Source organism: Candidatus Woesebacteria bacterium, assembly GCA_016700095.1.
Classification (GTDB): Bacteria; Patescibacteriota; Microgenomatia; order UBA8517; family UBA8517.
In genome coordinates, this window is record CP065002.1 from 617117 (window position 1) to 637259 (window position 20143).

The 20143-nt window shown below is 36.9% G+C and carries 18 protein-coding genes and 2 tRNA genes; 4 read left to right on the forward strand and 16 right to left on the reverse strand.

Annotation, left to right across the window (positions count from 1 at the left end; translation table 11 throughout):
• Nucleotides 1-29: 29 nt before the first annotated feature.
• The 4 genes from IPM62_03035 to IPM62_03050 form a co-directional block, all read right to left on the reverse strand.
• Nucleotides 30-1292, reverse strand: a complete 1263-nt coding sequence (locus tag IPM62_03035; protein QQS39562.1) for an adenosylhomocysteinase — start codon at nucleotides 1290-1292, stop codon at nucleotides 30-32.
• Between the two features lie 35 nt (nucleotides 1293-1327).
• Nucleotides 1328-2281 (reverse strand): carbohydrate kinase family protein, encoded by a 954-nt coding sequence (locus IPM62_03040; GenBank protein ID QQS39563.1) that lies wholly within the window; start codon nucleotides 2279-2281, stop codon nucleotides 1328-1330.
• Nucleotides 2282-2303: 22 nt separating this feature from the next.
• Nucleotides 2304-2570 (reverse strand): hypothetical protein, encoded by a 267-nt coding sequence (locus IPM62_03045; GenBank protein ID QQS39564.1) that lies wholly within the window; start codon nucleotides 2568-2570, stop codon nucleotides 2304-2306.
• A 6-nt stretch (nucleotides 2571-2576) separates the two neighbouring features.
• Nucleotides 2577-2649 (reverse strand) — tRNA-Ala (locus IPM62_03050).
• A 53-nt stretch (nucleotides 2650-2702) separates the two neighbouring features.
• Here IPM62_03050 and IPM62_03055 point away from each other — a divergent pair.
• From IPM62_03055 to IPM62_03065, 3 genes are all read left to right on the forward strand, one after another.
• Nucleotides 2703-5051 (forward strand): fused MFS/spermidine synthase, encoded by a 2349-nt coding sequence (locus tag IPM62_03055; protein QQS39565.1) that lies wholly within the window; start codon nucleotides 2703-2705, stop codon nucleotides 5049-5051.
• Between the two features lie 10 nt (nucleotides 5052-5061).
• Nucleotides 5062-6129, forward strand: coding sequence for an acyltransferase (locus IPM62_03060; protein ID QQS39566.1), 1068 nt, complete (start codon nucleotides 5062-5064; stop codon nucleotides 6127-6129).
• A 70-nt stretch (nucleotides 6130-6199) separates the two neighbouring features.
• Nucleotides 6200-6273 (forward strand) — tRNA-Val (locus IPM62_03065).
• A gap of 9 nt (nucleotides 6274-6282) precedes the next feature.
• Here IPM62_03065 and IPM62_03070 read toward each other — a convergent pair.
• The 7 genes from IPM62_03070 to IPM62_03100 all read right to left on the reverse strand — a co-directional run bounded on the left by IPM62_03070 (nucleotide 6283) and on the right by IPM62_03100 (nucleotide 15165).
• On the reverse strand, nucleotides 6283-6501 hold the full coding sequence (locus IPM62_03070; GenBank protein QQS39567.1) for a hypothetical protein: 219 nt from the start codon (nucleotides 6499-6501) through the stop codon (nucleotides 6283-6285).
• A gap of 9 nt (nucleotides 6502-6510) precedes the next feature.
• The gene (locus tag IPM62_03075; GenBank protein ID QQS39568.1) at nucleotides 6511-7587 is read right to left on the reverse strand and encodes a M20/M25/M40 family metallo-hydrolase; all 1077 of its coding nucleotides are present in this window, start codon (nucleotides 7585-7587) and stop codon (nucleotides 6511-6513) included.
• A gap of 2 nt (nucleotides 7588-7589) precedes the next feature.
• Complete coding sequence (gene menC / locus IPM62_03080) at nucleotides 7590-8702, reverse strand: o-succinylbenzoate synthase (protein QQS39569.1); 1113 nt, start codon at nucleotides 8700-8702, stop codon at nucleotides 7590-7592.
• Nucleotides 8699-10174: a hypothetical protein gene (locus tag IPM62_03085; GenBank protein QQS39570.1), complete on the reverse strand. Its 1476-nt coding sequence runs from the start codon at nucleotides 10172-10174 to the stop codon at nucleotides 8699-8701. The genes menC and IPM62_03085 overlap by 4 nt, the downstream gene beginning before the upstream one ends.
• Nucleotide 10175: 1 nt before the next feature.
• Nucleotides 10176-11783, reverse strand: a complete 1608-nt coding sequence (locus tag IPM62_03090) for an aminotransferase class III-fold pyridoxal phosphate-dependent enzyme (GenBank protein QQS39571.1) — start codon at nucleotides 11781-11783, stop codon at nucleotides 10176-10178.
• Nucleotides 11784-11955: 172 nt separating this feature from the next.
• Nucleotides 11956-13122: a pyridoxal phosphate-dependent aminotransferase gene (locus IPM62_03095; GenBank protein QQS39572.1), complete on the reverse strand. Its 1167-nt coding sequence runs from the start codon at nucleotides 13120-13122 to the stop codon at nucleotides 11956-11958.
• 189 nt (nucleotides 13123-13311) lie between these two features.
• Nucleotides 13312-15165, reverse strand: a complete 1854-nt coding sequence (locus IPM62_03100; GenBank protein ID QQS39573.1) for a hypothetical protein — start codon at nucleotides 15163-15165, stop codon at nucleotides 13312-13314.
• A gap of 203 nt (nucleotides 15166-15368) precedes the next feature.
• On the opposite strand from IPM62_03100, the gene pepD reads away from it, so the two are divergent.
• On the forward strand, nucleotides 15369-16841 hold the full coding sequence (gene pepD, locus IPM62_03105) for a beta-Ala-His dipeptidase (protein QQS39574.1): 1473 nt from the start codon (nucleotides 15369-15371) through the stop codon (nucleotides 16839-16841).
• A 10-nt stretch (nucleotides 16842-16851) separates the two neighbouring features.
• Here pepD and IPM62_03110 read toward each other — a convergent pair whose 3' ends face one another.
• The 5 genes from IPM62_03110 to IPM62_03130 all read right to left on the reverse strand — a co-directional run bounded on the left by IPM62_03110 (nucleotide 16852) and on the right by IPM62_03130 (nucleotide 20139).
• The gene (locus IPM62_03110; protein QQS39575.1) at nucleotides 16852-17511 is read right to left on the reverse strand and encodes a hypothetical protein; all 660 of its coding nucleotides are present in this window, start codon (nucleotides 17509-17511) and stop codon (nucleotides 16852-16854) included.
• A 104-nt stretch (nucleotides 17512-17615) separates the two neighbouring features.
• Complete coding sequence (locus IPM62_03115) at nucleotides 17616-18536, reverse strand: hypothetical protein (GenBank protein ID QQS39576.1); 921 nt, start codon at nucleotides 18534-18536, stop codon at nucleotides 17616-17618.
• Nucleotides 18537-18692, reverse strand: a complete 156-nt coding sequence (locus IPM62_03120) for a hypothetical protein (GenBank protein QQS39577.1) — start codon at nucleotides 18690-18692, stop codon at nucleotides 18537-18539.
• Nucleotides 18693-18734: 42 nt separating this feature from the next.
• Complete coding sequence (locus IPM62_03125) at nucleotides 18735-19082, reverse strand: phage holin family protein (protein QQS39578.1); 348 nt, start codon at nucleotides 19080-19082, stop codon at nucleotides 18735-18737.
• A 13-nt stretch (nucleotides 19083-19095) separates the two neighbouring features.
• Nucleotides 19096-20139 carry a prolyl oligopeptidase family serine peptidase gene (locus tag IPM62_03130; GenBank protein ID QQS39579.1) on the reverse strand — a complete coding sequence of 348 codons (1044 nt, stop codon included), beginning with the start codon at nucleotides 20137-20139 and terminating at the stop codon, nucleotides 19096-19098.
• Nucleotides 20140-20143: the final 4 nt, after the last annotated feature.

The window sequence follows — 20143 nt, forward strand, 5'->3', positions numbered from 1 at the left end:
CGTTATTGTTATCCAAAATATTTAAATTGTCAAGTTCCTTCTCTCCAACTTGTTAAATATGTTTTTTGTTGGGTGGTTAATTTGTCCAAACTCCAGCCGTTTGCCTTGAGTTTAATTTCGGCAACCTTATAATCAATATCTTTGGGTAAAACGTATACCTTGTTTTCCAATTTACCTTCGTTTTTCAAGAAATACTCAGCTGCCAATGCTTGATTTGCAAAGCTTAAGTCCATGACCGATGCCGGATGGCCTTCGGCGGCAACAAGATTAATAAGTCTTCCTTCACCCAGTACGTAAACAACTTTTCCGCCGGGGAGTTTGTATTCGTCGACGAACTCACGTATTTTTCTCTTGCCGACTTTTATTTTTTCCATCTCCGTGAGATTAATTTCGACATTGAAATGGCCGGAGTTGGCGATGATTGCTCCGTTTTTTAGTTTAGCAATATGTTTTTTGTCGATGACGTTAATGTCTCCGGTTACTGTAACGAAAATATCGCCTATCCCCGCCGCCTCTTCACCCGTTAATACTCGAAAACCATCCATTCCGGCTTCCAACGCTTTTACGGGATCAACTTCGGTAACGATAACATTTGCCCCCATTCCTCTGGCGCGGTTTGCCAATCCCTTTCCACAAAAACCATAACCTAAGACGACAAAGGTTTTGCCTGCAAGTAAAATATTTGTCGCCCTAAGAATTCCGTCGATAGTTGATTGACCTGTTCCATATCGATTATCAAACATATGCTTAGTGTCGGAATCGTTTGCGGCGATAACCGGTACTTTGAGTACACCTTCTTTTTCCATCGCTCGTAACCTGATTACTCCCGTGGTTGTCTCTTCGCTTGACCCTATGATGTTTTTGAGTTCATGCGTCCTTTTGGTATGAAGCAAAGTTACCAAATCCCCACCATCATCCATGGTGATATGGGGTTTTAAGTCAAGTGCGAGATTAAGATGTTTGTAATACACCTTATTGTTTTCGCCGTTAATCGCATACGTTGTAATTTGATAGTCTTTAACCAATGATGCGGCGACATCGTCACTTGTCGACAAAGGGTTACTTGCACAAAGAACACAATTCGCACCACCTTCTTTGAGTGTGATCATCAAATTTGCGGTTTCACTGGTTACATGTAGACAAGCTGCGATGGTTTTTCCCTTGAATGGTTTGTCCTTAGTAAATCTTTTTCTAATTTCTCGTAGGACATCCATCTGACGCTCCGCCCATTCAATTTTTAATTTACCGGACTTTGCTAGAGTTAAATCTTTTACGTCACTTTTCGTATTCATAATTTATGCAGTATATTTACTTAAGCCACTTACTGTCAAATCTTGAGATCTTCATTGAAATTGTCCTTATATCTTTTTAAGAATTCTGTTTTTGTAAAATGGTGTGTTTGTGTACCGTTACGATCAACCGTATACACAGAGCAAGTCGCACCCAACTGGCCACATGTTTTAAGAGGTGCTCCTTTAATAAAACCCGACAAAAATCCCGCCCGATATGCATCGCCTGCTCCTGTGGGGTCGATTATTTTCTTTTGTGTTTTTGCGGATTTTATTTTAATTATTTTACCGTCTTTTGAAATGACGGATCCGTCTTTTCCCATTGTCGTAACAACAATGTCGGTTGCATCTAATAATTCGTGAAGATTCCAACCAATCCTTTCCAAAATAAGGGCGATTTCGTAATCATTCCCGATGACAACTTTTGCATTTTCCAACGCTTCTTTGAGGTTATATGTCGGGATATGAGGAATGTTAAAAGCGGGATCAAACATATAATCAATGCCTGCCGCAACCGCTTCTTTTGCGTAACGGATCATTGCCAGTGGATTGTTAGGAGCAATTACCAAAAAATCACCCTTTTTGAAAATTTTTGCCAGGGATATTTTATTAGCATATCTCATGGCACCTTCATAAAATCCCCATATTTGATTATCGTCCTGATCGGTCATAACAAAACCGCTTGCAGTTGGTACTTTTTTGTAAATTTTAATTTTTGAAGTATCAATATGCTTTTGCTTACGAAGATGAGTCAAATACTCGTGGAAGTCGTTACCGACAGTTGCAATCAAGTTTGACTTTACGTTAAGTAAAGACAAGTTATATGAAATATTTCCACCTGTTCCACCAAATTCACGACGGAATCTTTCCATAATAAAGCTAACATTAATAATGTGAATTTTGTCAGGAAGGATGTGATCTCCAAAACGGGAAGGCATACTCATTATGTGATCATAGGCTACAGACCCAGTAACGATAATTCTTTTATACATATTTAGAAGTTAATACTCATTGTTAGTGGGGGGTTATAGTGGGTGTTCTGACACTTAATTGTTTTTGAGTTTCCTCGACAATTAAAGCTATCCAATTACCGATTATTGGCATACCACCAAGACTTCTTACAACAAAAACCAGAACCATCGAGATCATGACAAAACCTATCGTCACACCAAGTGCCCATCCTATACCGGCGAATATTCCCTGACGAAATAAATCAAGTGAAGACATAATCGGCTTTACTTTTTTTTCGATATTATTTTTGATTAATATTTCTTTAGACATATTTTGTGGACCGTACCGGGATCGAACCGGTGACCTCTTCAATGCCATTGAAGCGCTCTACCAGCTGAGCTAACGGCCCTAATTTGGTAATTTGTCTAAATAACCAGCAACACAAGTTGTTATAATTGTAGCATGAAGTTATTTAAACAAAACATATTACTTTTAATTGTATTTGTAACTGGCGCATGTGTTTTAATTATTGAAATAACAGCACTTCGTATTTTATCACCGTATTTTGGAAATACCATATACACATCAAGCAGTGTAATAAGTGTGATATTAGCTGCGTTGTCGTGTGGTTATTATCTCGGCGGAAGGCTTGCTGACCGCAGACCTGAAAGAAAAATATTTTTTCTCATAATTTTAGCGTCGGGGTTGGCGACACTTATTACGTTTACAATTAACTTAATCTTTCTGCCATCGTTGTCGCAAGAATTATCTCTTGTAGAAGGGCCGTTAATCTCTGCCTTTGTTCTTTTTACAGTCCCCGCTTTCTTGTTAGGTACTCTCTCGCCTTACGTTATAAAGTTACAAGAAATTGTCAATCCGAAACTGGGTACAGGATCGCTTTCAGGACAGGTATTTTTTTGGTCGACACTCGGAAGTATTGTCGGCAGTTTGCTTACAGGATTTTTCTTTATACCCTACTTTGGAGTATCGCAAATTGTTATTGCGACAGGAGTAGTTCTTTCCTTGATTGGTTTTGTAGGTGTAACTGCTAATTTAAAAAAAAAGTGGACTAATTTATTAATAATCGGTATTTCTTTTCTGTCTTCTTTGCCATATGTTGTATTGAAAAGTAGAGTAAGTGTAAACACGATTTACTCCAAAGACGGTGTTTATGAGAAAATTGAGATACAAGATCGTGAACTCAATGGTCACAAAAGTAGGATTTTGTATCAAGATATAAGTTTCTCAAGCGGTAAATACTTAGATTCACAAGAATTGGCTTTCAGTTACACGAAGTATTTTTCGTTATACAAATTATTTGAGATGGATATTAATCATGCCTTGGTTTTGGGCGGGGGTGCATACACAATTCCCAACGCTTTGGTCAAAGACAATACCAACGTAATTGTTGATGTAGTCGATATTGAACCGGAACTTCTTGATATTGCAAAACAATATTTCGACGTTAGCGATAATGTAAGAATTATTAGTCACACGGGTGATGGCCGAAGATTTTTGAAAGATAATAAAAATACATATGACTATATTTTCAGCGATGTGTATTCATCGCTGATGTCTCTTCCTGTGCACCTGACAACCAAGGAGTTTTTCTTGTCTGTCAAAGATAGTCTTAATAGCGATGGGATATTTATTGCTAATGTAATTTGCGGTATAAATAGGGATAGTCCTAATTTATTTTTATCAGAAGCAAAAACTTTGTTAAGCGTTTTCCCAAATAGCTACTTTTTTGCCACTGTTTCCCCCGGTCATTCTCGAGTTCAAAATGTAATATTTTTGGCGGTAAATAGCGATACACTTCTAAGTGAAGATGCCTTAACTAACTACATAGTTGATGGCAATAAAACACTTGCAGATAAAAGAATAAAGCTAGAGCGCTTTGATATGTCAAATCAGATAGTACTTACCGATAACTATTCTCCAATCGAAAGAATGATTGCTGACAATATCAAGAATTACGAAAGGATACGTGTTTTCAATGCAAATGAAGTAGTTCATTTAATTAAACAGCAGGTCGATATGGGAAGTCGTTATGTAGTTTCTAATGCACACGAGAAAGCTCGTAATTTAATTATTAATGAAATGGAACTTTTGTCTGATGAAGTGGTGATACAAAGCTGGAAAGATAGCACATATGATTTTACTAATCTAATATTTAGAACTCATCCGGAAAAGAAGGATAGATTTATTATTGCAACCCACTATGACAGTAAGAAAAAATCACTCGATAAACCTAATTTGCCAGTACCGGGTGCCAATGATTCAGCAAGTGGAACGGCGATGCTAATTGAATTGGCAAGAGGTATCAAAGAATATAATATTGATACACATTATGGAATCGATTACGTATTTTTTGACGGCGAAGAAGGTTTGGAAGATTTTGGTGAAAGCAAGTGGGAAGCTGTCGGATCAAAATATTTTGCCAATAACTTGAAAAGTATATATGAAAGCAAACCGCCCAAAGGCGCAATCATTGTTGATATGATATGTGATAAGGATCTAACACTATATAAAGAAATTAATTCCAATATGCATGCAAAAGAAATTGTCGACAACATCTGGTCAATTGGAGCAAATAAAAACGAAAGCATTTTTAAAAATGACATTAAATATAGTATTGCGGACGATCACACTAGCTTAAACGATATTGGTATACCAAGTGTATTAATTATTGATTATGATTATCCATATTTTCACACAACGCATGATTTACCTGATAAGTGTTCTGAAGATAATCTCAAGGTTATAGGTGAAACTCTAATGGAATTTATGAAATCGCCAAACTTATTATGATGGATTTAATATGATAGATAAACCTGAATTAGTAATCAATATAATTCTTACACTTGTAGCAATATTTATTGCCGATATTAGAAAAGTTGTATTTGAAAATCATACAACAAGTAATGAAGTTAATGTAAAAGACAGAGAACCGTTTCTTGATTTAATTAAAGGAGTGTCAATCATTGCCGTAATTATTATTCATGTAGGATATTTTTTCGGGGTTAGCAAAACCGAGGTGAATGTGTCGTTTTTGAATATTACGAATAATGTTTTAAGGTTTGCGGTACCCTTTTTTCTCATTACTTCGGGTATTTTAGCAAAGGATATTAGGAAAAAAGAAGTTGCTTGTCGGTCATTTGTTTTCGCAAAAACAAAAAATATATTAATCCCCTTTATCATTGCAAATCTTTTCGTATATGTAATTTATAATAAAGATTTACGATACTTTATATTTGACCTTATTACCGGGAATACTTTACCGCCGTATTACTACATTATAGTGTTGTTGCAGATATATCTTATTTACCCTTTCATTTATTCTTACCGAAAACAATCTTGGTTTTTACCGCTTGCGTTTATTATTTCCTTTTTGTCATTTGTTTATAAAGATTATTTAGAGCTTATGAAGATACCATTTATGGGTGGATATCTATTTTACTTTGCTTACGGTATGGCAATGCGCGAGCATTTTCTATCCAAAGAAAACGTTAAGGTAAAAAATAGTTGGTATGTATTAATTATCTTGTTTTATTTGCTTACACTTATTTTGGGAGGATATTACTATAATATGCTTTTTATCTACGCTATAGTATCTTTCAACATTCTTTATGCGTTTAGAAAACCCTTGCGAAAAGCCAAAATCGGACTTGTTTTTATATTTTTAGGTAAATACACTTTGTGGATATATCTAACCCATTTTATAGTTAGTCTTTGCATTTATACATTGGTTAAAGACATTTCTTATGGTTTTGCGATTAAATATATAATTGTTACAATTTTTAGTTTGCCCGTTAGTATTTTTGTAGGTCTGTCTTTCGACAAATTATATAAGCACCTGGTTAACTACATTTACATGTTAGTGAAATAAGGTGTACAAGATTTAGTCTCAGTTTGCTTGCTTGAGAGAAGTAGTGCCAACAGGTATAATTTGCTAGTTTGGTCGGTTAGCTCAGTTGGTTAGAGCGTTGCATTGACATTGCAAAGGCCGCAGGTTCGAGTCCTGCACCGACCACATAGCACATTACTCACTTTCTGTCCTTCTTACTTGTGTCCGTCTTGTTCCAACTGCTTCCTCAGTTTTTCTCATTCTATGTTCAATAACTCGTTTTGGTGTGCCTTGTGGGAAAGCAGAAACAGTTCCCTCTCCCCTAGCCGGATTTTTGGCCATTTCTTGCCATACTCTCCCACCTCCATGTTCTTCAACAATGTCTTTTTCCAGTTCTTCATATTTAGGATCCATTGGCATAAGTTATTTAATTCTTAATAGAAATGCTTTTAATATGTTGTAATAATTATCTAAGCTAGATAAATCAACCCATTCATTGTCAGAGTGAAGTCCTGCTCCTTTGGGGCCAAAAGTTATCGTATAACTTCCTGCTTTACTAAAGAATCTCATATCTGATCCGCCATGTTTGACTATTATGTTAGATTTGTGACCCGATATCTTATTCACGCAATATTGAAGTAATTTAATATCTCTATTGTTTTTATCTGTATACATGCAAGATTCGTTTAATAATAGCTCTTTCTTGAAACCTCTGGGTAACAGTTTGGTAATATTATTGCTTATTGTATCTTCATCGTCGGGAATATATCTGATATCTAAATACACTTCACAGTGATCCGGAACTTTATTAAAGGTGGTATTTTCAGCTTTGATGTGAGCGACATTAATTGTTGTTTTCCATGTTTCCTTTTTTGGAACTGGGTAGTGTTTCCATAAGTTAGTTAAAAATACGTTCATTTTTTGAATAGCATTTTCACCACGCCACGGGTAAGCTCCATGTGAATTGACTCCGGCAGAGTGGATTTTGTACCATAAGATTCCTTTTTCTTGATGATCAATGTCAAGATCTGTTGGCTCTCCAGCAAGAGCAAATTCAGCTTTGACTCCATTGTTGATTTGAAACTTCGTTCCATTGAATCCACCAACTTCTTCATCGGTAACGAGTTGAAGACCAAGTGGATATTCTACTTTTTCAACTACTTCTTTGAAAGCTAGAATTTCAGCTGCTGCAGCCGCTTTCATGTCATACGCCCCACGTCCGTATATGTTTTTCCCTTTTATGATTGGCGAAAATTGGGTTTTGTTGGCAGCGACGACGTCAAGGTGGGCATTAAGAAGCATTCTAAACTTTTTGGGACGAATTTTTTCTTTGTAAACGAGGACACTTTGAACAGATTTGTTTTCAAATCGTTCAATAGTGTATTTATTTAGTGTTTTTATGGCACTGTCTAGTACTTGCTTGTTCGCGTTTGTATCACCAGTAACGGAAGGAATACTTATAAGCTTTTTTGTTAAATCTATTAATTCTGTGTTTTTCATTTTTAAATAAACCTTGATTCACGTTTGGTATATTTTTCAATTTTATTCTCATCTATTTCGAATCCTAGACCAGGTACTTGAGGTACGGTAACATATCCATTTTTGTCGACCACAAAACTATCTTTAACTAAATCATCTTTATAAAATATATTAACCGGTGACATGTCGTTAGGATACTTGTAGTTAGGTAGAGAAGAAACTGCAATATTGAATGCTCGTCCAATTCCTGTTTCGAGCATCCCTCCGCACCATACGCCAATTTTATTTTTTTTACATACGTCATGTATTTTCTTGCTTTCTACTAGCCCTCCTACTCGACCAGGTTTAATGTTTATTATTTTACATGCTCCGATCTCGATTGCTTTTCTCGCATCTTCTGCAGATAAAATGCTCTCATCAAGACAAATTGGTGTTTTAATTTTTTTTTGCAACGTTGCATGATCGATAATATCATCGTGAGCAAGTGGTTGTTCGATCATAGTTAAATTAAACTCATCTAATTCTTTGAATGTCTTGACGTCTTTAAGAGTATATGCTGAATTTCCATCAACCATTAAGTCAATATTCCCAAATTCTTTTCTTATCGCTTTGACTATGTTAACATCCCACTTTGGCTTAACTTTCACTTTAGTGCGTCTATATCCTTCTTCTTTTCTTAACTTTACTTCTGCGAGTGTTTCTTCAACAGAGGATTGAATACCCAAACTTTCTCCCACTGGTATTTTATATTTTGTTCCCCCGAGCAATTTTGATAATGTTTTATTTTCTGAAATTGAGTAAATCATCCAGATAGCAGTTTCTATTGCTGTTTTTGCAAAATTGTGACCGATCACATTGTGTGAATACAACTCCCTAAAATCTTCAGGAGTTCTAAACTCTATATTTAAAGCTTGTGGCACGATATATTTTTGGAGTGCAAGGTACGTTGTTTCATGAGTATCGGCTTTATAATAAGGAAATGGAAGAGCTGCTCCCTCACCCCACCCTATTATTCCATTTGTTGTAGTGGCTTTTACTAGTACCGTAGGCTTTTTTGTTATCGTACCAAAACTTGTCGCAAATGAAGACACCATTGGTATCTCAACGATTTTTATTATGACGCTTTTTAGTTTCATTTTCTTGGTGGCACTATAACATTTCTTGATACAACCATGCTAGCGATCGATGCTCGTGTTTGATTGTCTCCAACTTGTTCAATTGCTCTGTCAGCACCATTCTTTCCAGTTTCGACCACATGATTTGCATAGCTTAACATCCATTTTTCATCGTCGCCCAATCCTTGCTCAGCAACTTCCAAAACCTCTCCTGCAAATTGTTTAACTGTTAAGCCATCGATTTCACCTTGTAGTCCATCTTTTATTGCAGCGTCTCTTAGAAGTCTAAGTGTTTGCCAATCATATCGATTTATTAAGGCTGTTGCTTCAGGTAAATTGTTTATAAGCCCTGCTTGCATCGCACTTGAGGTCATCATCACTGAGCGAGCGAATGTTCCACCCTTTTTATTTAAGTGTTTGTCAGGCATGTTTGTTCCTGGATCCCGACCTTCTATATAAACGAATTCTGAATGTTGTCTAAAATATTCTTCAACACGATTATTTTCCATTGCAGCCAAGAACTTATCCACAGGTGCTTCTTTTTGCAAGCCATATCGTATTCTGGCCCCTGCAAATTGCGAGAACTGCATAGCAGACATATGAGACATTTGAGGAGTTACTTGAACGGTATTGTCTGTACCAAACTCTCTTCCTTGCCATTTCTTTCGTTTTAAATAATCAAGGACTGGAGGATTTCCGTCAATTGTAATAATTCCCCCTGTTTTATAATCTTTATCGGATATGAAATGAATACCAGTATCTTCTCCATGCATCCAGTTGAAATAATCGGCCATCGTCCAAATCCTTTTTTCAGGGAATCGTGCTGTTCTTCTGTCACCTGGAACTGTTGAATGTTTCATCATCCTATCCCACATTGTAAGTCGAGATTCTTTATATCCCGACGCCTTTCCTTCAGCAAAAGGGCTGTTTGCTGTAATTCCTACAAAAGCTGCTCCTGTTCCAACAATTACTGAAAAAGCATCAGCTGCTTCTTCAGGTGAAACACCAGTTGTAGGACCCAGTTGTGCTTTTGCATCTATTCCTGCAGAATGGTCCCAACCTCGATGCCATAGATATGGATAAACTCCTTTTGGAGCAACACATTTATTATAGGTTTCCCTATCAGTATTACCTAATGGATGATTTGACATGTTGATGGCAGTCCCATTTTCTGGTTCAAGCGCTTCTTGAATACTTTGAACATCTGCATGCATTGTGTCTGCAAGCTTATTTAAATTTGTAGTATAAGGAAGTGCTGTTTCTTGATTATTGAAACCATTGTCCAATCCTTGTTCGCCAAAAGTTTTAGTTTGCACTCCCAGATGTACACCTTCTTCTACATTACTGTCATGGAAATTGGGTTGTTCTCCGCGATTTCGAGCTTGGGTCGCCAAATTTTCGAAAAAGTCTTGAGACACAGAGTGAGATTCACCTGTTATAGCGTTTGATATAGGCTTCTCCACTTCTGCTGCATATGTTCGCTCTCTTGTCATGTTATAAATCTAAACCACTTTTACCTGCTTGTACCATTTCTTCGACTCCTTGGGGTAATGTGTTTTCATCCATTAATTCAGATGCTTCTATAACTTTTTCTATTCCCCTTTGCATTACCTCAGGGTCTGTTGTTAATGGAGGGTGCAGTCTTAGTCCATTGTTTCCTACTCCTCCAGTTAGCATTCCACATCCACCTAAATAACATATTGCTGTGGTTACTTTAGATGAACCTGCATCAGTCACTGTCATTCCAGGTTGAGTAATTTCGGCACCTAGCATCAATCCTTTTCCTCTACCACCACGTAAATGTCCATATTGACCAGCTGCTTGATTCAACATGCTTAATGCCATCTCTCCTTTTAGTTCTACAGCATTTAAGAATGTAGGATCACTTGTTATCTCTACTGCAGTTATCATTCGTACTAATCCACTTGGATTTCCCATCATGGTAGTTAATGCACCTGCTGTATCAAAGTCATCATAGTGACGAGGCAAGATAGCAGCCGATGTTGGATATCCATTTGCCAGTGATTTAGCCATCGTTATTGCATTATTAGGCGACTGAGCCACTCGATCCCCATACCACTCTACTGCGGTAAATTTTCCTGATCGTCCCATTCCGCTTTGCACTTCATCCCAAATTGTTAAAATGTCTTGATCTTCGTTTGTATTAACTAAAAATTGAGCTGCCTCTTGTGTCATCATTCGCATACCACCATCACCTTGTATTGCTTCTACAAGTACACCTGCAACTAAGTCCTGCTGTACGAGTTGGGTATATTGTTCAGCAAATTGCATAGTTTTCTCGGGTGTGTCTGGATAAGGCAATATAATCGTAGGCATGTCTTTGCCATGAAATGCACTATATTTTTCTCTTATACCAAAACCTGTAGCCATACCTGCTGGTCCATTATTTCCATGATAAGCAGAATCAAAAGCAACTACAGCTCTTCTACTTGTTCTTCCGTGTTTTGCTTGATGCAGTACTGCTGCTTCCATTGCAACTGTATTTGCTCCTCCGCCTGTTGATTCAAAAATAACAATTTGCTCGTCGGAGTTTCCGGGTACCGCTCGTGCAAGCCGTTCTTTTGCTTCATCTTCTATTCCCATTGGATGGTAAGCAGAACAGTTGTTAGATCCAAATCGCAAACCAGCCCATGCATCTGCAGTCTCAACATCAGGATTTTGACCGCCTAAGTTAAGAGATGAAGCTGCACTTAACCAATTAAGCATTTCTTTTCCACCCCTTCCTGCTACCCGTAAATATCCTGCTTGAATCGCATCTGCTGATATTCCCGGTTTTAAAACCCATAATTGGGACCCTCTTGAAGTATGTCGTTGCAATTGTTGTAGGTTTGTAAGTGATGCTTGTGTATATAATCCTTCAGGTTCAAATTCCATAGGTCCGTCAGCAATTTCTCTTTCTCTTTTTGAGGCTGTTTTGTATATCTCTGTTACTTCATCTAAATATGCTTCGGTTGCTGGAGACAGACCACCATTTAACTCCATAGAAACTCTGCGTATTGTTTCACCATGGTTAGGCATATTACGCATGCTTTCAAGTGATGTGGTATTATCAATATTTCTTGGTTCTAATTCTTGTGTCATAATAATAAAAAAACCTCTCGTGTGAGAGGTTTTGACTAGTGTAATAAATTACTTTCCTCCCACGTTAGATAAGTCCAATAAAAAGGACTTCACTAACGAGGATGATAGAATTTCTACACATTTTATGTATTATAACAATTCAGTTTAATCTGTCAACAATAACTCATAGTATTTATAAATTAACAGCTATCTCGACTCTTCTTAATACTTCTTCAACTTGTCCCGGGCTAGGTGTAAGCATTCTCACAGCTGAATCACCATATCCATGAGCATTTCCCGTAGTAATACCATAATCAGCAAGACTCTCTGTTACTAAACCTGCCCTTCCAAGTCTTTGATAGAGATCTGAGTGTATTGTACTTGCCACCACCTGTATGGGTGTTCTAATATCCGTTTGTAGAATATGCAGACCAGCTTGTCTTAGACCGTCGTATAATTGCGTGTTAGTATTAGCCGAGTATTCCGCAACGGCTTTGGCATGTCTTTTGGCGGGATGTACACCGTACTTATCGCGCGTAAGTAAATATCGGTACACAAATTCGGATTCACCACTAAGTCCAAAAACTAATCTTTGATTTCCACTATAACCATTACTGGTGTGTTGTGGACTCAATATTGCATATCCTGTTCTTAATCCTGGCATGCCTTGAGTTTTTGAGAGAGATCCAAGTACTATTCCTCCTCTGTCGAGAGTATATTGGGCAATATTTCCAAATTCGTCACCAAGAGTTTCACCAAATGCCATGTCCACGATAGGTATTCCTCCGGCGTGTCCTACATTGTCAACTACTTTTCTTACGAGAGTTGGATTAGCGTCTCCTGTTGGATTATTTGGATAATCGATATAAACGCTATTCCCTCTAAGTTTATTTGGTTGCATTTGAGACATAAGTTCAAGAGAATCATCAGGATGGAGTGAACCATTTGCAATAACGGGAGTATATGCGATACCCTTTCGTCTACCAGTCCATTGAGCGACATTTGGAAACGAATATATAGGGGCAAATACTCTACCAACTCCTTCTTTTGCCAAATAGTTAATTACTTCGTCACCTGCGCCGTAACTTCCATTGCCACTAAAAACAACTGCTTCTTTACCAATTCCTACTAATCCGAAAGTGTCGATTAAGGCTTCTCTTGTTTCGTCATGATATGGATCTGAAGGGTAACTTGCTAGCTCTTTAACTGGATCCCTCTCTCTTAATGCTTTTTCCAATCCAGCTTCTGGTCCGATTGGAGAATTTGCCAAACCAAGATTTATTTCAGGACCATATCTCCCATCATACTCCGCACGATGAGCATTCACATACCCCGATTCACTACTGTGTTCACTTGACATACTGTTTTAACCACAATAAAAAAACCTCTCGTGTGAGAGGTTTTGACTAGTGTAATAAATTACTTTCCTCCCACGTTAGATAAGTCCAATAAAGAGGACTTCGCTAACGAGGATGATGGAATTTCTACACATTTTACGTATTATATCAGCTTGATATTTCATGTCAATGTATTAAATTATAATACTATATTACGCAATGGCTTTGTGTTTGCGTAATCCGTTTTCTATTAAGGATACTAGTTTAATTGTTTCAAATAACTTGTTTCCAATTAAACCAAATTGTGCCCACCCTACCGATAATCCGAGAAGGTGCAATTGGTCTTTGGATATTTTATAACCTTCAGTGTTTAATTTAGCTATTTCAATTTGCAAACAAGTTAGCATATCCTTGTAGTTTTTATACGGAGTTACGTTTCGGGTAACCGTGCATGCTTGTGAGCCAAATTTTTTTTGAGCTAATAAATATAATGCGTTAGCGGTATCACCACCGTTTGCTCTGGCATTATTATCCTGCATTACCGTCATTACTTTGTTTTTGTATTTACCTCCCAACATCCCAATGGCTACATCATATGCCCCTCTAACATATTGATTTTTGTATTCTGGTTTTTGGTTAATAATTTCGGCTAGATTTTCCATGGTTTTTATAATTTTGGTGTAGGCTGCAAACAATTCATCCTTTTGCTTATCGCTTGTGTTTATTGTTTTCATTACAAGTTTTCTCCATTTTGATTCATCTATAATGATGTTACCCGCCCACTGGCATGTTCCATCCTCATTTTTGTCTGTTAGTTGAAGGGTTAAATGATGATTTACTTTTCCATTGACGAGGTGTACGGATGGGCTTGTGGTAATCGTACAGGGGTATTTGTCATTACAAATTTGTATTTTGAAATTATCTACACAGGCTTCAATTACCCAATCACCTCCAATATTATGTATATCCCTTAAGGCATTTATTGCGCTATTTTTGTCTACCAAATTATCGATAAATAAATTTATAGCTTGTTGATCATCTATCGAAATTAAATTTTTAATCTTAGTTTTAATACCCTTGTTTATAAGGGTAATGTTAATAACTCCTTGATGTACACCGTCTGTCCCGATTGCAGGTTTTCGCCAAACCTTATCGAAATCATATCTTAAACTATGCATAATTAGTGATTTCCAGTATTGATTATCGTATTTTGATTTTATGTAATAACCTGGAGCCTGGTCGATTTGAAAGTTGTAATTAGTTAATTTAGCCAGTTTTGACAATTGCCACTCGTGGTCTTGTGTCACAAGGTAATTATTAGAATATTTCATTTTCCACGCCTTCTCGCAAGATGGATATCTAATTGATTTATTGTTTAATAGTAGTGATAATTTAGGTGAATTTGCTTTTACATCAAGATGGTTAATGCCTGCTTTGTTAATTAACACGGAAAGAAGCAAAACGGTTTCTTCGTCCATGGCGTATATATTTATCACGGGATTAGTTTTAATTGCTTTCATGAGGCGTTTGATGTTTGGGCATTCATGTCTTAGTAATAGTCCAAGCAAAGCTTCTTGTTTGTAATACATATCGCTACATGTATGGTTATCAAATACTAAGTCGTTGCATGTGTCGATAATGTCAACATTATTGAAGAACGAGGTAACTTTTTTTTCTGACAGCGATGAAATTACTACTGTATCTTGTGGCGCGGACATACTGATAATTCTTGTACCAATTCCCCCGGGTATATCAATTGGACGAGGATTGTCGTTTGATTTAATTAACGAATTTTCTATTTCCCAAGACTTTGAGCAAGTTGATGCACTGCAAATGTGAAGTGTTTTTCGTTTTTTGTATGTTGAAACAAAGGGATGGATAATGTTAGTTGCATCATGTAGAGTTTTTTGAATACTTTGCCCTAGTAAATTATGGCTAATACTATTAAGAATTGATAATCTATCGCACTTGTTGCACTTGAAGTGATTACTGAAATCAATTAGTCTTAATCCAAGTTTATTGTTATTTGAATCATTATGTTTTGTAACTTCCCTATTTGACGTCATATTACCTCCAAGCAAAACAATTAACGATTAAATCGATAATTGTAAACGTGTTGTAAATAGAAAATAGAACTTATAGCAGAATTATGAAAAGCACTGACAATATTTTATCAATTACAATAACGGTGTCAAGATAATCTGATGATAGGTATATTTTTACCGCTTTAATTGATGGAATTATGTCGTGTATTTACGTATACTAGGTTATGGACGAAAAGAATAAGTTTTTAAATAATCTGAATTTAAATGATGAAAACACAATCCGCATTTGGTCAGGGTTTTATGATCTAACTCAAATTCCACGCCCTTCAAAAAATGAAAAGAAAGTCGCAGACTATCTGGAAAAATTCGCCAATGAAAAAACTATTACCGTTGAAAGAGATAAATATAATAATATTCTTTTGAGACTTCCTTCCAATAATCCACAAATCAAAGGCGTACTTTTACAAGGACATTCCGACATGGTTTGTGTCAAAGGAAGCGAAAGAGATCCTTCCGTAGAAGGAGTTAGTCCGGTAATTGATGAAACTGGTGAATGGGTAAAAGCCCAAAATACAAGCTTGGGCGCGGATAATGGTATTGGCGTAGCTGCGCTTCTTTCTTTATTGGAAGACAAAGAATTTGTCCATGGACCTTTGGGAATACTAATTACAACTGATGAGGAAACGGGTTTAAATGGCGCCAAAAATTTAAAATTTGATTTATCAAAGTATAAATATTTAATAAATTGTGATAGCGAAGATTGGGGTGAGGCTACCATTGGTTGTGCCGGCGGAGAAGATGTGATAATTACTCTTAATACCAAAATGGAAGCAGTAAAAGAAACGGCGATTAAAATAAGCGTCAGTGGTTTAAAAGGTGGTCACTCGGCTTTGGCAATTGCTGAAGTGGGTCGTGCTAATGCAATCAAACTACTTGCAGGAGTAATTTCAGATTTAGTCGAACAAGCGGACGTTCATCTTGTCTCCTTTAATGGCGGTACGGCAAGAAATGTAATTCCTTCGGAAGCTGAAGCCGTGATAACTTTTGGTGGTTTCACCGAAGTAGACTCCGAAAATCATTTTTCTTCAATAATCAAAAAGACGATTCAAGAGTATGACAATGAAGAAAATATTGCTATCGAAATATCAAAAACGCAGGATGTAGATCGTGGTTGTAGTATCATCGACACAGAAAAAATTCTTGATATGATTAACGATTTACCACATGGAGTAATCAAGTGGGTAGGGTTAAAAGAGGAAAAACCGCAAACATCAACAAATTTGGCCATGATTAGAACAAGTGGTACGTCATTGGAAATTGTTAGTATGAACAGAAGCAGTTTCGAGAAGGAGTCCGATGAAGTTGCGAAGATGCAATCTAATATTGCATTTAAACATGGTGCCAGATTATTAAGAGAGGGAAAATATCCTGCATGGGAGCCGGATTACGAAAGTAAAATAGTAAAACATGCACAAAAAATATTTCGAGACATTTGGCAGGAAGAATTGTTAATTGAACAAACACACGGAGGTCTAGAATGTGGCATTATTAAAAATACATATCCGAATATAATTGAAGCCATTTCACTTGGTCCAACAATTACGGGAGCTCATTCAATTAATGAAAGAGTAAATATCAGTAGTGTAGAAAAATTCTACACGTATCTGAAAGCATTAATTCGTGATCTACAAGATTAACTGGGAAAAATTAACCTGCTGAACGAGTGAGATAATGTTCACCTGACAACAGATATTTTGCACCCGACTTTTTGTAATTGGTGACCCAGTTAACTTTTGCCGCTCTCCCATTTGCCGCATGTAACCACACAGAAGCGTTTTCAATTTTCTTGCGAAATGATTTAAGGGTACTAAGTAGGTTGCTGAAAAATATAATATGGTAGACGCCTGGCTCGACCGTAGATTGCATGCTGGCAATTTTTGTCTCATTTGCCAGTTCACTGGTTTGAAGTGACAAAGAAACTACTTCTTGCATTACAGCATTAAGTTGCATTCTGAGTTCACCTGTTCTTCTTTGTACCATTATTAGTTCCTCTTGGTGAAGCCTTCTCTCATAAGCCAACTGCTTTTTAAGTAATTGTTTTTTGTCCTTCTTATCGGAAACCATATCTTTAACGTCAAGCGACTCACCCGGTTTTATATCGGCGGATTTTTTGACTTCCAAATCCGGACCAAAAAGTTGATCCATAAAATCCTGAGGTACTTTGGCAAGTTCTTTTTTTAAAGCTTTAAGACTTGCCTTACCTGTTTTTTCAAACTGGTCTGTAAACATTTTGCCCGACAAACCATCAACGCTACGAATTGTCTCAATAACGTTTGCGCTAAAAACCTTTTTATTATTAGTATTCATACACACAAACCACTGGAAAAGAAGCTTGGAAATTGAGTGTATTTTACTACAAAATACGATATTTTTCAATTTATCACGCAAGGCGCCGACGTAGTGTGGGGAAATTACATGAGATCAATGAGCCTGTCAAGGACTTTTCTTCTCTGGAGAATTGACTCGATTACTCGTTTTTGCTGACCGTTATCCTCGTTTTTGGAAAATGAAGGATCAGCCATTGCAGCTTCCAAGGCTTTTTGAATTTCTGCCTCAGTCACCTCTACTTTTTCACTGATGGCTATTTGTGTGAGAATCAAGTCAAGTGATATCGCATCTTTGGCTTGTATCTCATATTCATTTCTGAGCTCGATTGGTGTTTTGCCTAATGATGCCAAATAGTTATCGAGTGACAAGCCAAGTTTCTCGATTCTTGATAAAAGTTGTGATAGTTTGTTGTTTACTTCTTCGTCAATTAACAATTTGGGTAAATTTAGTTTAATCGTATCTAGTAACACCTTGATTACGTTCATTTCTTTCTCTTGGCGTGATACTTCTTTGGGTTTACTATCTTTGTCTTTCGGACCACCTTTGTCAGGCGTCCAAATGGAACTTGCTTTTAAGGCTCCTGAAATTTTAGACTTATAATCTCCGAGGTCAACCTGTGGTAGTTCACATGTAACCGCTCTTACTTCCCATGGTTCGTTTGGATTGGATTTAAGTAACTCAAACTTGGGATATAACGCCGGACGTAAATTCTCACTTTTAATGGCATCACCGAGAAGTTTGGGTAATATCTGCGATAAGGTTCTTTGAATAAGTGTGTCGCTGGAAACGTGTGCTTCAACTTTGTCCAGCGGTGCTTTGCCTTTTCTAAACCCGGGGACTTCGACATCTTTGCTGATTTCTTCAAGAACAGTTTTTCTTTTAGCTGTGATTACACTTTCAGGAATGGTAAAAGTGATCTGCACTGTCCCATCGTCACTTCTTGCTACAGTTGTGTTTGGTGAAGCTTCACTTTTTGTGGGAGTAAGTTTTGTATTTTTTGGCATTTAAACTTTGTGGCGAACAACATTAACCGGAATTCGCGCGAAATTCTGACTCTTAACATTACTATTTAAATTCTTGATACGCATGCTACTTGGTGTATTGAATTTTGCAACAGGCTTAGACGAGTCATCATTTGATTTTTTATTAGATTTCGGCATGTGGCTATTATATATTAAAATTATCCATATGTTAACTAAGTGTTAGTTTTTTCCATTCTTCTCGAGTCGGCGTAGAAAGAAAGTTGTCAGGCTTAAGGCAATAGAGCCGACAACAGCTGTAAAGAAATTAGTGATCTCGAATCCGGGCACGAGAACACTTGCCAACCACAACAAGAATACATTAATCAAGAATGCGGATACCCCAAACGTAATAATAGTTAGTGGGAGTGCAACAATTTGCAGAACCGGGCGAATGAAGGTGTTTATTATTCCAATTACGACTGCCGCGACAATTAATGCGTAAACATTGGTGAACACAAAACCGGGAACAAGATATGATACAACAGCCAAAGCGAAGATACTTATCGATAATTTGATTATAATACGCATGCTTATATAATGACTAAAATAGATGGTCTTTGTCAATCAGGTGACTTGTAAAAAACATCACGTCTTTTTCGACAACTTCATCCCAGAATGGCTGTAGATTATGATTGGCATTTGGATACGTGTGATATTCAACCTCTTTGTCCAAATTGTTTAAATTTATTACAAAACTATCGTTCCAGGATTTGGGGACGGCGTTGTCGTTAGTTCCCTGATGAATCATTAACGGGGCATGCAAATTATCTAAATAATTGGTAAAGGAAAATAAATCGGTATTATAGAGATGCTCGAAGTCGGACAGTTTACGTCGAATGAATTTACCACCGTCCTCTGATTCATCTGTGTAGTAAAGAATTGAATACGGAAAAGGTTTGGTAACAGGAGCCCAGAGTGATGTAGGAAATGTATATCCTTGTGCAGTTAATACCGTTAATGCTATTTGTCCTCCGTTAGAATGTGCCCAAATGAATATGTTTTTTTGATCCCATGTATTATTGATTAGTTTCATAAACTGTGGATCACCTAATTTGCTTATTAGTGCAAGGACGGTTGTGTAAGTTTGAAATCTCGACTCGAAAATGTCCGTTGCATTAATGTCACTTCCTGCGTAACCCAAAAAGTCGGGAGCAAGTGTTATAAAACCATGCTCTGCGAAATAGTAACCTGCGTTTTTTGTGCCTGTTCCCGTTTCGTAGTTACCCGGATCGACATACCCTCTGATCATTATAATTAATGGAAATTTATTTACCTCTCCTTGTGATTTGGGAATGTTGATTAAACCGGTTGTTATTTTTGTATCGGTTGAGTCAAAATCGGGATTAAATTCAAATGAGAAAATTAGTGAAGTGTAATTATCGTTTTCAATCGTAGTGGTTGCGACGATATCGTAATTATTTAGCTTGACGTGTGACAAATTTTCAATCGTATATTTATTGAGAGGAGTTTCAACACTGACAACTTTTGTGTCCAGTGATGTCTTGGAATTATTTACTAAATAAAGATATAGCAAAAATAAGGTAGCAAGAATATTTATAAATAATATAATATAGTTAATTTTCATTAAG